A 12366-nucleotide genomic window follows, 5' to 3' on the forward strand; every position below is an offset into this window, starting at 1 on the left:
CGATCCGCGAGTCAGCGCGAGTCCAGAAAGGCGCACGCTTCCTAGGCCGGCCACGGATCCGGTCGCTTGCGAGGGGCACGCCGCCCCTGCCGCCCCTGCCGGCTCGTATCGGCGCCGGGCGCGCACCGTCCCGTACCAGCACAACCCTCGGCGCCCTACGGGTGTCCCACAGGTGAACTCCACACCTCGGACACCTCGAGCACCTCGAACACCTTGGAGCCCCCGTGCGCACACGGATACGGACGTACGCCACAGCCGCCACCGTCGTCGCTGCGGCTACCGCCGGGCTGACCCTGCCGGCCTCGGCCGTCGTTCCCGCGCAGACAGCCGGCGACTTCAACGGCGACGGATACGCGGACCTCGCCGTCGGTGTGCCCGACGGTGCCGTCGGCGGCAAGGCGAAGGCCGGCTACGTCAACATCGTCTGGGGCGGGCCGAAGGGCATCGGCGCCCATGGCAGCATCCGTATCAGCCAGTCGACCCCCGAGGTGCCCGGCACCCCCGAGGTGGGCGACCGCTTCGGTGCCTCCGTGGCGCTGGTGGACCTGAACGGCAACAGCGGCGCGGAGCTCCTCGTCGGCGCCCCGGGCGAGGACATCACCGGCCGCGGCAAGGACGTGGGCATGGTCCTCGCGGTGGGCGGCGGCAAGAGCGCGCCAGGCTCGGGGTCCGTCGTCCTCGACGGACCGTCGGCGTCGGCGGAGTACGGGCTGTCGGTCGCCGCGGCCGATGTGACCGGCGACGGCAACAAGGAGATCGTGATCGGCGGCAAGGACAAGGTCGTCGCTCGAGTCGCCCAGGGCGAAGACAGCATGGTCACCACCGTTGTCGCCGCTCCGATGGGCGGCCACGCCCCCGTCCTCGCCACCGGCGATTTCACCGGGGACGGCACCGCCGACCTGGCGGTCGGGTACTGGACGAAGACCCCGTTCACACAGTCGCACGTACGCCTGTGGGCCTGGGACGCGGCCGAGCAGGCCATGGTGAACACCTGGAACACCGACAACGCCGGCGTCTCCGCCCTCGCCGCGGGTGACTTCGACGGCGACGGCCACGACGACCTGGCCTTCGGCGAGTGCCGGGAGATCGCCGACGAGAACATCGACGACCCGTGCGGTCCGGAGGAGCTGGCCAAGGGCGGAGGCATCCACGTCCACTACGGCGACGCCGCACCCGGCGCCTTCGGGTCCCGTCAGCAGACCCTCAACCAGGACACGGTCGGCGTGGCGGGCGTCGCGGAGACCGGTGACCACTTCGGCGCCGCCCTCGCCGTCGCCGACATCGACCACGACGGCCGCGACGACCTGATCGCCGGCGCCCCCGGCGAGGCGATCGGCACTCGCGCGGACGCGGGCGCCGCGACCCTTCTCTTCGGCGGCCCGACCGGCCTCGTCGACGCGTGGGGCGAAGGCCACTCCGTCGGGTACCAGCAGGACACTCCGCGCGTGCCGGGGGTCGCGGAGGCCGCCGACGCCTTCGGTGCGGCCGTCGCCACGGGCGACTACAACCACGACGGAGGGGCGGACGTGGCGGTCGGCTCCCCGGGTGAGAACGCCGGCTCGGGCGGCGTGTGGCTGCTGCCCCGGGCGAGCGTCAACGGCGCCTCCGCCTTCACACCCGCCAAGCTGGGCCTGCCCTCCCCGTCGAGCGCACTCGCGTACGGCAGGTACCTCAGCAGCCAGTGACGGCCGCCGGATCCCGTCTTCGGCGACCGCCCTGCCGCGAACCGTGGCGACACCCCGGGTAGGCCGTGCGGCAGAACCTGGGCGGCGACGGCCATGCGGATCTCACCGTCGCCGCCGTCGCCGCCCGAGCGTCTTGCATCGCGGGGCGCGTCTCGCGCCAAAAATCGAACACATGATTGAATTCAGTCATGCGATCGATTCCCGACGACCTCGCCCAGGCCCAGGAGTCTTGGCACGCGACCTACCGGCAGCTCGCCGTACGTCCGGGCACGGCACTGCGACGCCGGCTGATCCACTTGTCGTCGGAGGTGCTGTTCCACCCGTACTGGGAGGGGCGCGACACCGCTGCCCGGTCGTCGCTGTTCGCGCCGCGGCGGGGAGGAGGGAGCTGAGGTGAGCGGCCTCGTCTCGTGCGGGGATGGTGTGCGCCATGTCCCTGCTGCCGCCTGACCCGCGTCGGCTGCGGGCGATCCTGGCGTACCTCGAGGAACGGCTCGCCGAGAACGAGACCCTCGCCATCTACCTCCGGCTCCAGCGGGACGCCGTACTCGCCGCCCTCGCCGAGGCCGAACGGCCCAGGCGACAGCGGTCGAGACGCAGGGTGAAAGGTGGCGGTTCGCTGCCCGGCTTCACCCCGCCGTCCGCACGGTCCGGCTACGTCGTCCAGCAGAAGCGGACACCGGCCGGACCCGAGCCCGCCTTCATCCACCTCGCCGACTGCACCATGATCGAGGGCACCCCACACCCCATCAGGGCCGACGAGGCGCGGGCGGCGCTCACTGACCCGAACATCCAGCCGTGCACGTTCTGCCGACCGGACACCGAACTGGGCATGGACCTGGCATGAGCCCCCGGCCGCCCATCGATCACTGACGGGCAGGCCCACAAGTCCGCCTGATCCGCGGGCAACCGTAGGGGGCAGTGATCGCTCGCCCCGAAGCAGCTCAGGCCACAGCCGCTCTGTACGTCGACCTACGTGGCCGGGCGACCTCGTGGGACGAGCTCGATGTCCACACCGCCGAAAGCCAGCGACCATGGCCGACCGAGCTCCAAGGCTTCACGCCCCTCATCGAGTATGCGAGCCCGCACGTGATCTGCCGCATCCACCAGGTGCTTCCATGCCAGCTCATCGGAGCCGAAGGCCCGCCGGGACCGTTTCACAGAGCCGTCCAGGGCCTCGACTGCCGCCGCGACATCAGCCACTGACTGGCCGGCGCTTCCTATGCCTTCCAGCGTCCACGACATCCACAAACCCATGCGCCTACCGTCGCACCACGCTGGCCCGGCTTCGAGTCGAAGTCCTTCAAGCCTCGCCTGACGAGTCCCGTGTGCCATCGGTAACCACCTGTGACAACCATCAGTGACAGTCGTCCCCGACCGCCAACGGCAGGGCAGCCGTCTGGACATTCAGCGCCCGCACCGCCACGCCGAAGCACCCGGTCTGAGGCCACCACGATCACCCTCGGACATGCGATGGGAGCTTGGCTGGTGAGAAGCTGAGCCCATGGTCGAGCGTTACGCAAGCGTGGAGGCACCCTGTGGATCTGGGGGCCGCCGCGTGTGCCTCGGCGACGAGATTCTGGGCACGGCGTATTCGTTGCACGAGCTGATGCTGTTCCTGCGACAGGCCGGGCTGGTGGGCGGGGATGAGCTGGACGTGGTCGAATCGGACCTCATCGAGTGGCACGGCGGGGGGCCGGAGGTCTGGCCGCGCCAGGGTGGTGGGCCGGAGTGCTGGACAGTGCCGGGCGAGCTGCCCCCACTGGTGAGGGAGACAAAGCCTGCCTGACCGCCCGGACGCCCGGGAGTGAGACGCGCACGCGCCTGATCGGTTGATGCACCCGCCGTAGCGAGCGTGCTCCGCCAGGCATTCCGCTTGTCTGCGCGGATAGCGGAAGACCTTGCCGGCGAAGACGACGAACGCCTCTGCGGCAGTGCCTAGTTGGCGTACCACCCCCCGTTGGGGACCAAGCGGGCAGCTGCACTGCATGTCACACGTCGGTTTTGCCGTACACGGTTGCTGACCAGCCGCTTCATCGACCGTCCGGCACGCCCACGAACGAGTGAATCCACGTCTGCTCCAGAGTGAGGGCAACCGCGCCTGGTGATCATCAGAATGTCCCCACGCCGTCCGCGCTCCGGCAGACCCGCGTGCTGTCGGCCGCCCTGGCGTACCCCCCACCTTCACGAGGAGCAACCCCGTGTCCCCACAGTCCGAAGAGACGGCCGAGCAGCAGGTCGGCGAGTTCACCATCGGCGATCCGATCGCCACCTCGCCGAAGAGCACGGTAGAGGTCCCCGAGCCCGACGACCAGTGGCAGCTGCCGAACGGCTTCGCCCACGTCTACTACGGTGAGCGCAACCAGGGCATCGTGCGGCCGGTGATCATGGCCGACGGCTTCAACCTCGGCCGCAGCGACCTGAGGTGGCTCTACCAGGGCCTGAACGGAGCCGACGGCGGCTACCCGCTGATCAGCGAGCTGCGCCGGCGCGGCCGGGACGTGATCCTGCTCGGCTTCGAGGAGCGCACGGCCTCGATCCTGGACAACGCCCAGGCCGCGACGGCCGCGATCCAGCGGACGCTCGCCGAGCAGTTGGGCGGCGCGGGGCTGACGGTGGGCGGGTTCAGCATGGGTGGCATGATCACCCGCTATGCGCTCGCCAGGCTCGAGATGCAGCGCATGGACCACCGCACCCGGCTCTACTTCTCCTACGACAGCCCGCACCGCGGCGGTGTCGTCCCCGTCGGGCTCCAGGCGTTCGCGCACTTCATCCCGGTCGCCAACGACTTCGCCCGGCAGATGAACAGTCCCGCGGCCCGGCAGATGCTCTGGCGGCACTACGACCCCAAGACCGGCGAGATCGGTGTCGCCCCCGAACGGAAGGAATTCCTGCAGAAGCTGGAACAGGTCGGCTCGTGGCCGCGCATCCCGCGCATTCTGGCCATCGCCAACGGCCGCGGTGACGGCACCGGCCTGGACATCAGGCCCGGCGACACCGCCCTCAGCGTCCAGGGGATCTACCCCGGCACCACCTTCTCCACCCAGGCCCAGGGCCGTGACGTCGTCGTCGCCGAGCTGAAGCGGCGCTTCCCCAAGGCCGAGAAGACCATCACCACCAGCGGCTTCCCCGAGACCGACGGGGCGCCGGGCGGCACCCTGCGGTCGTACGGGATCCTCGCCGACATGCTCAAGAAGTTCGGCGCTCAGGTCGCCCTGAACCACGAGCACGTCTGCTTCGTCCCGTCGGTGAGCGCGGTCTCCATCCGCGACATCGACCAGCAGAAGGACCTCTACGTCAACATCGACGACCTCGACCCCGGCGAGAGTGACGTCGACGACTTCATCTGTTCCTCCACCAACACCGGCCACACCGCCATCACAGAGGAACTGTGCACCTGGCTGCTGGACCGGCTGCCTGACTGACCCCTGGACCGCCTCGGCGGTCCGGGAAGCGGCGTCGACCCGCGAGAACTAGCTGGCTGGAGTTTCCGCGGGTCATCGCCGGCGCGGTACATGGGCTGCTGAACCGGCAGTTCACAAGCATCCACCGGTGGTTGCTGTACAGCAACCACCACAACGCGCAGCCGCCCCGGCAGTCGCTGAGAGCGGCCTGAAGGGAAAGCACTGCCGACGCGCCCTACGCCGGGCACTCATGGCGGCAGCCGCACCACGGATATGTCAAGGCGGACCGTAAGCACGCCGGGCCCCACTTGAGGTATGGAGCAGCCCAAGGCGAAGCCGCCACGCACTCTTCTGCGCGCGCGCCCGCGGGAATGTCGGCGCACGTGCTGTGCTCAACGCCCTTCCCGCGCCGCTGAGTCGTTGCCATCACTGCCCAACCGGCCGCACCATGCCCGCGGGATCGCTCCTCAAGTGCCGCGCGATCCGTTTGTCGTTCCGTGCTCGTCGCCGACCGGTGCCTGACGGGCGAGGAACTCGGCGAACGCCGCCGACTGCTTCGGCCCCATGTACCCCTGACGCCCGTGCATCGCCTGGTCCTCCAGCCATGCCAGCGTTTCGGCCTCGCGCAGCTCGGCTACGACCTCCCGGCCGCGAGTGATCGTCATTCCGCCGTGCGGATGGCTGTAGCCGATGTAAGGCCCGTATGCCGTCGGCCCCGGCGGGCACTCGTCGGCCGGCTCGTCCTCTGGCCGCGCGCCCTTGGCGTGACGTGCGGCCCAGTATTCCAGTGCTGCCATCTCGGCCGCTGGAAGCAGCACTTTCGCCGGCTCGCCGTCCGCGGTGAGCCGGACGCGCTCACCGGTCTCCTCGACCTGGGCGATCAGGCGCCCGAACTCGGGTGCGCCTTCTACCAGTTCCACGTCCATACGCACCGACACTACCCGCGACGTCGTTGATCCGTAGGAGAGCTCCTAGCCGTGCATGGGCAGGGGCTGTTCGGTCCAGATGGATTTGCCGGTGGTGGTGTGGCGGGTGCCCCAGCGCTGGCAGAGGGCGGAGATGAGCTGCAGGCCGCGGCCGCCCTCGTCGGTGGCGGAGGTGTGGCGGATGTGCGGTGTGGTCAGGCTGGCGTCGGAGACCTCGCAGATCAGTGCGCGGCTGCGGAGCATGCGCAACCGGATGGGCCCGCAGGCATGCCGGACGACGTTTCCGACCAGCTCGCTGACCAGGAGTTCGGTGGTCATGAGCAGGTCCTCATCGGCCAGGTCCCAGTCGGTGAGCTGGGCGCGGACCAGGTCGCGGGCCTGGCCCGCCGCGACCGGGTCCTCCGGCAGCGGCCACTCGGCGACGTTCTCCGCGTCCAGCGGGTGGGTGCGCGCCAGCAGCAGGGCGGCGTCGTCGATCAGCGCGCCGTGGGCGGGGAGGAGGGCGGAGGTGAGGGTGGCGCAGAGGGCGTCCAGATCGCACGCGTCCGCCGGCGAGGTCGGCATGGTCTTCATGGACTGCGAGAGGAGCTCGGCGAGGTGGCTCATGCCGGTGGTGACATCCCGGTCCTTGCTCTCGACGAGGCCGTCGCTGTAGAGAGCGAGCAGGCTGTCGGCGGGCAGCAGGGTCTCGAGGGTTTCGAAGGGTGGAGCGGCCACTCCGAGTGGAGGGTCCGGGGCCATGGACAGGAAGGTGACGGTGCCGTCGGGGTGGGCGACGGCCGGGGGCGGCTGGCCGGCGCTTGCGTATGACAACCGCTGGGTCACCGGGTCGTAGATGCCGTACAGGCAGGTTGCGAAGGCATCGGTGCCCAGCTCGCCGACGATGTCGTTGAGGTGGCCGAGGATCTCGTCGGGCGGCAGCTCCAGCTCCGAGAGGGTGCGGACCGCCGTACGGAGCCCGCCCATGGTGGCGGCTTCGGCCATGCCGTGGCCCATGACGTCGCCGATCACGAGCGCCACCCGGGCCGCGGAGAGCGGGATCACGTCGTACCAGTCGCCGCCGACGTCGGCTCCCTGTTTGGCCGGCTGGTAGCGCGCCGCCGTGGTCACCTCGGGCAGCTTGGGCAGTGCCTGCGGCAGCAGGCTGCGCTGGAGGGTGCGGGCCCGGGTCGTCGCATCGTCGTAGAGTCCGGCCCGTTCCAACGCCTGTGCGATCAGTCCGCTGAGCGCGGTCAGCAGCGTGCGTTCGTCATCGTCCAGTACTCGCCGTTGGCCGAAGGCGATCACCGCCGCGCCGATCCCGCGCCCGGATACAGCCAGTGGCAGGAAGGCCCACGCCTGCTTGTCGTCTGCCCGGACCAGGATCTCGGTCCCCGGGTAGTGCTTCAGGATCTCCTCCGGGGAGGAGATGCAGAGGGGAGTACGGGTGCGTAGGGCGTCCCCCACCGGGTGCGTGGCGTCGCCCACGGTCCACTTGCCGTCCAGCAGTCGGGTGAAGCGTTCCGAATATCCCCGGGAGCCGACCACGGTCAGCCGGTCGTCGACCACGCCGAGCATGATGAGTCCGGTGGCCCCGAGGGGTGTCATCACGCCGTCGGCCACCGCCGCCATCACATCCTGCGCGGTGACAGCCTCGGCCAGCTCCCGCGTGACCTGCTGCACCAGGGCTGCCCGCTCCACGGCTGCCCGCTCCGAGGCGGCACGCTCGACCTCCCGCAGATGCCGCTCGGTGGTGTCGGTGATGTAGAGCGTGAGGCCTTCCGGTACCGGCACCAGCCGCAGGTGGTACCAGGACGTCCCGTCCGGCCCCGGTACGTCGAATCCGGTCGGCTGGCCCTCGGTCGCCGTGGCCCGGCACCGTTCCTCCAGCCCCGGTATGCCACGTACCGCGGGAATGTTCCAGAGCAGGGCTCCGGCCACATCCCCTGCGGCGCCGAAGAGCCGTTCGGCGGCCTGGTTGAGAAATCCGATGCGCCAGTCGGTGTCCAGGGAGACGAAGCCGTCGCTCATGTGCTGCAGCGCCCGTCCCACGGACTCGGCGGCGGCGTGCGTCTCGCTGCTGTCCCTGAGGGTGCCGATCACCTTGAGCGGCGTCCCCTCCTCGTCCGTGACCGTTCGGGCACAGGCCTCGACCCAGAGGTACGCGCCGTCCTGGCGCCGGATCCGGTACTCGTTCTGGAAGCCGCCGCGCAGCTGGATGCCCGTGTCGAAGCCGGCGACCGCCCCCGGCAGGTCGTCCGGGTGGATCAGGGCCGCCCACGCCTCGATGCCGCCGCTCATCACCTTCGGATCGACGCCGGTCAGCACCTCCTCGACCGGCCGGTCGGCGGTCAGCTCGCCGGTGCACAGGTCCCAGGTGTACGTGACGGTGGGTACCCCACCCAGGTCCCACAGGGGGGCCTCCCGCGTTCCTGGCTCGTTCTCCAGGGCGCGCAGCAGGGTGGGGGACGGATTGAGGATCCCGGAGGACCTGAGCCTTCCGGACATCCAGGCAGCGACCTCATTCAGAAACGCACACTCCGGCGCGGCGGGCTCGTCGCCTGGGGCGAAGAGGACGGAGAGCGCGCCGCGCCGTCGGCCACCGCCCGGAACGGGGACGGCGAGGTGGCCGATGCCGGCGGGAAGCCGGGAAGGCCACAGGGCGGCGGGGTCCCGGCCGGGCACCGGGTCGGGTGGGGTGAGCTCGGGCTGCCAGGTGATGGTGTCGTCGCGGGCGGCCTTGCTGGGCGGCGCCGTGCCCCGTGCCGGGATGATCAGCCAGGGCCGGGTCATCGACTCCGGCAGGCCACTGTCGGCGACCAGGTAGAGGATGCCGCTCATGCCCCCGCCCGGGAGATGCACCATGCCGCCCAGGCCGTGCACCTCGGCCACTGCCTGCTGGAGCGCGGTCAGCAGCACCTCGACATCGCGCCGGTCCTCGTCCACGGCGTCGAGCAGCCGCATCCGCATGCGGTGTCGCTCCACGGGCCGCGCGCTACGTATGGTCCGCAGGCTGTTCGGCTGGTGAAGCGGACGGGGAGCGCGGGGTATGGACGAGCCGATGCCGTTCGCATCGCTGCCTCTGGTATTCACCACGGCCGACTGTCGCCTCCGCTCACCGCTCGGCTACTCGCTGGGCTGCATGTGATCGGGTGTGGATCGCAGCGATCTGCATCCGTCAGATCCATCCCGATACGAACAAATTTAGGCGATTCAAGCTGGCCTGGTGATTTTTCGCAACGGTACAACCGTATGTGGCGCCAGCTCGCTCTCCGTTACCACTGAGATTCTGTCAGCGAAGCGCTCAGGACATTGCAAAAGAAGGGCAGAGGCATTCACGCCGATGGGGTGGTCGTGGGAGCGCGCTCGCGGTCAAACGTGGCGCCATTCGCCGGGCCAGTGGTGCGGCACGGCGCGACAGGTCGGCCGCTGACCCGCTTGTTTTCAAGCACCGGATGCCGCTGTCGACTGACACATGCTCAACTCCCCGCAGATCCAACCTCGTACCGTCCGCACGAACCGACGCGAGTTGCGTTCACGATGGCAAGGAGCCGGGGGAGTTGACATTGCCCTCATGCCTGCACGGTCATTCCACACCTCTTCCTCTCCGGAGTTGTGTCATGTGCGGGGAGGGCTGCAGAGCGCGCTGTCAGCTTCCGGGGGGCCTGCCTGCGGTGAGGCCGACCAGCACAGCGCGAGGGCGGCCGCCGGGGGTGCTGCAGCCAGGGGTGGGCGCGTCCGGCGATCAAGGTGGGGCGGAGCCGGTGGAACGTCGCCGGTGACGATCACCTCGAAGCTGTCCGGCTCGGGGCGCGGATCTTTCGTCGCCGGCACTGCCGTCTTGATGTGGGCCGCGTGGGCGGTGATCGCCTTGACGCGAACCATCTGTGGCATGTCGAGTTCGGTGTCCAGTGCCCACACGTCCGTGAACCACGCGCTCAGCGGGAAGGCAAGCTGCCCGGTGTGGCTCGGGCTGACCAGGGATCAGGAGAACCTAGGGGGCTGTCCCTTTCGGGCACCAGGCCAGATGCGCGATGGCTGTGCCGACCCGGCGTCCTCACGTCCGGCGCCTCGAGAGGCCGCGGGATCACGTGGTTCAGGGAGGCGTGGGCATGAGAGTCTGTTTCTCTCTGGCATTGATCGAATGCGCCGTGTAGCGTCACGGTGGTTGTCGTGGTCCGCCGTTCCTGCCCGCACCGCCAGGTGCGGGCGTTTCGTTGTACGGGCGTGACCAGGGCGATCACTGCGGGTCTGCACGGTGCGGACCCGGTTCGACCGAGAGGCAGATGCATGGCCAGCGGGACCGTGAAGTGGTTCAACGCCGAGAAGGGCTTCGGTTTCATTCAGCAGGACGGCGGGGGCCCGGATGTCTTCGCGCACTACTCCAACATCAACTCTTCCGGCTTTCGTGAGCTGCAGGAAGGCCAGGCCGTGACGTTCGACGTCACGCAGGGCCAGAAGGGCCCGCAGGCGGAGAACATCACGGTCGTCGCCTGAACCGACGCTCTACGCGTGGCCCCCCGAGCCCTCTCGGGGGGCCACGCGTGTCGGTGGCCATGTCTCTTCGCGGTCCCGGTGGGCAAAGCGGGGCTCTCCACGGCCAGGATCAGCATCGGCTCGGTCAAGGTCCACGACATGCGGCTGTGCCTTCCACCACGAACCACCGACAGCTGGTACTCCAGTCGTAGATCGTTGGGCGCCCTGGTCTCGAGGCTGCCTGCCGCCGGCAGAAACTCAGGTGGCCCCAGCGTGCCAGCTGGGTAGAGTCGGACGGTGCCCGAGCTGAAACGGCTGCATGCTGATCTTGCCCCGGCGGTCCTGACCTTCGAGCTGGCGAACCGCACCTACTTCGCTGCCTCGGTCTCCGACCGCGGCGACGACTTCTTCGACCGGTTCAACGACCGGTACAACGCCTTGCTGGCTGAGCAGGAGGCCGGCATCTGCGTGTTCTACCTGCTCGTCGCCGAGGACGGCTCGGTACTCGGCAGGTTCAACCTGGTCGACATCGAGGACCGCACTGCGCAGCTCGGGTACCGGGTCGCGCAGCACGTCGCCGGCCGTGGGGTGGCAACCTCGACCGTTCGGGAGCTGTGCCGGCTGGCGGCGTCGCGGCACGGGCTGCGCACACTGCGGGCGGCCACCGCGCACGGGAATGCCGCGTCCCGGAAGGTGCTGATCAAAGCCGGGTTCGTCCTGGTCGGACCAGCTGACCCGGCCGACCTCGGCGGTAAGCCAGGCAGCTGGTTCGAGCGCCGACTTGGTACTCCAGCCGTAGACCGCGATGTTACTGGTGGGGTTGCCTGACAGGCAGGAGCGGCCACCGCTGATCATCCTGCACGACGAGGATGCGGTGCCAGGCCCCTTCTCTTGGTGGTGTCAGGCCTCCACGGCGCAGTCATCCGGCCTGCGAAGCTGTGCTGCCAGGGCGCCTTCGACAGTCCGTGGACTCGCTCTGCCCGACCAACTGACGTCCCTCATCGATCGCGGCCTTCGGCGTCACCCGGGCGATGCGGTGCCGGAGGAAGCCATCCCATGGTTCAAGGACCCGCTTGTCTTCGTGTCGGGCCCGGGGCAGATGGAGTTGGCGTCCCGATCGATGGACATGTTCGCCGACGATCCGTACTGCGCATTCTTTCGCGAGCTTTCGCGAGGCACGGGAAAGCACGAGAACCACCCCCCTCGAACCGCCCTGGCTCGACGTTGAACAGGCGGTGCTGATCGCCATGAATCGCAACTCTGGTGATGACGTCGCCCTGGCGCTCGACCAGCGCACTGATCAACCAGATCCTCGCGTTGTCGGCAGTGACTTCTGGACGAACCCGCTGCTGTGCCGGTGGAGGGTCGTAGCAGCAACTTTCTCGTCACTCGTCACGAGCCTGGGCCTGTACATTCCGTGGTCGTCCTCATCGTTCCTCGCCACGGTGAAACGCCTCACTGACAACCAGGAGATCATCGCGGGCGTCAGGGCGGTCCTGCGGTTGATGCGCTCCACCGACACCGCAGACATCGCCGCCGTGGCCACCGCCGCGGCCCCGGCCTCAAGGGCACTCGGCCAGTGAGTGTGCGGAGGTACTGGGATGAGTACCGGAGAGAAAGCCAAGGCGAAGGCCGAACAGGTTGTAGGAAAGGCCGTCCGAAAGGTGGCCCACGCGGTGCACAAAGATACCCTCGCAGCAAAGGGTGCCGCCCTCGAAGCGCGTGGCAAGACGCGGGGCGCGAAGGAGAGGACCAAAGACTCGTTCAAGCGCTGACCATGTCGGAAGCGCGACTGGTTCGCGTCCGCGTGCGGCGGAAGCCCGGCACACCTCCGGCGCCAATCGCGCCGGTGGCACGCTCTGACGAACTCCACCGCAGGTCAGAGAGCTCTTCGGC

11 protein-coding genes are annotated in these 12366 nt (G+C 69.3%); 9 read left to right on the forward strand and 2 right to left on the reverse strand.

The window, feature by feature from the left end:
* The first annotated feature begins 224 nt into the window (after positions 1-224).
* From AC07CM_RS36785 to AC07CM_RS36805, 5 genes are all read left to right on the forward strand, one after another.
* Positions 225-1685, forward strand: coding sequence for an FG-GAP-like repeat-containing protein (locus AC07CM_RS36785; protein ID WP_478880841.1), 1461 nt, complete (start codon positions 225-227; stop codon positions 1683-1685).
* A 188-nt stretch (positions 1686-1873) separates the two neighbouring features.
* Positions 1874-2077 (forward strand): hypothetical protein, encoded by a 204-nt coding sequence (locus tag AC07CM_RS36790; RefSeq protein ID WP_478880842.1) that lies wholly within the window; start codon positions 1874-1876, stop codon positions 2075-2077.
* A gap of 38 nt (positions 2078-2115) precedes the next feature.
* Entirely contained in the window at positions 2116-2532 is a 417-nt protein-coding gene (locus AC07CM_RS36795) for a DUF6233 domain-containing protein (RefSeq protein ID WP_478880843.1), read from the forward strand.
* A 657-nt stretch (positions 2533-3189) separates the two neighbouring features.
* Positions 3190-3474, forward strand: coding sequence for a hypothetical protein (locus tag AC07CM_RS36800; protein ID WP_478880844.1), 285 nt, complete (start codon positions 3190-3192; stop codon positions 3472-3474).
* Positions 3475-3886: 412 nt separating this feature from the next.
* Positions 3887-5110 (forward strand): esterase/lipase family protein, encoded by a 1224-nt coding sequence (locus tag AC07CM_RS36805; protein ID WP_478880845.1) that lies wholly within the window; start codon positions 3887-3889, stop codon positions 5108-5110.
* Positions 5111-5556: 446 nt separating this feature from the next.
* Here the strand turns inward: AC07CM_RS36805 and AC07CM_RS36810 are convergent, their stop codons facing one another.
* Together AC07CM_RS36810 and AC07CM_RS36815 are read right to left on the reverse strand one after the other, a co-directional pair.
* Complete coding sequence (locus tag AC07CM_RS36810) at positions 5557-6015, reverse strand: type II toxin-antitoxin system Phd/YefM family antitoxin (RefSeq protein ID WP_478880846.1); 459 nt, start codon at positions 6013-6015, stop codon at positions 5557-5559.
* A 45-nt stretch (positions 6016-6060) separates the two neighbouring features.
* Positions 6061-8979, reverse strand: a complete 2919-nt coding sequence (locus tag AC07CM_RS36815; protein ID WP_478880847.1) for a SpoIIE family protein phosphatase — start codon at positions 8977-8979, stop codon at positions 6061-6063.
* A gap of 1305 nt (positions 8980-10284) precedes the next feature.
* Here AC07CM_RS36815 and AC07CM_RS36820 point away from each other — a divergent pair.
* The 4 genes from AC07CM_RS36820 (at position 10285) to AC07CM_RS36835 (ending at position 12245) form a co-directional block, all read left to right on the forward strand.
* Positions 10285-10491 carry a cold-shock protein gene (locus AC07CM_RS36820; protein ID WP_031174240.1) on the forward strand — a complete coding sequence of 69 codons (207 nt, stop codon included), beginning with the start codon at positions 10285-10287 and terminating at the stop codon, positions 10489-10491.
* A gap of 276 nt (positions 10492-10767) precedes the next feature.
* Positions 10768-11298: a GNAT family N-acetyltransferase gene (locus AC07CM_RS36825; protein ID WP_478880848.1), complete on the forward strand. Its 531-nt coding sequence runs from the start codon at positions 10768-10770 to the stop codon at positions 11296-11298.
* Between the two features lie 407 nt (positions 11299-11705).
* Positions 11706-12053 (forward strand): hypothetical protein, encoded by a 348-nt coding sequence (locus tag AC07CM_RS36830; RefSeq protein ID WP_478880849.1) that lies wholly within the window; start codon positions 11706-11708, stop codon positions 12051-12053.
* Positions 12054-12071: 18 nt separating this feature from the next.
* Positions 12072-12245, forward strand: a complete 174-nt coding sequence (locus tag AC07CM_RS36835) for a hypothetical protein (RefSeq protein ID WP_478880850.1) — start codon at positions 12072-12074, stop codon at positions 12243-12245.
* The last annotated feature ends 121 nt before the right edge of the window (positions 12246-12366 follow it).

It is taken from the genome of Streptomyces sp. NPDC044061 (assembly GCF_056434305.1).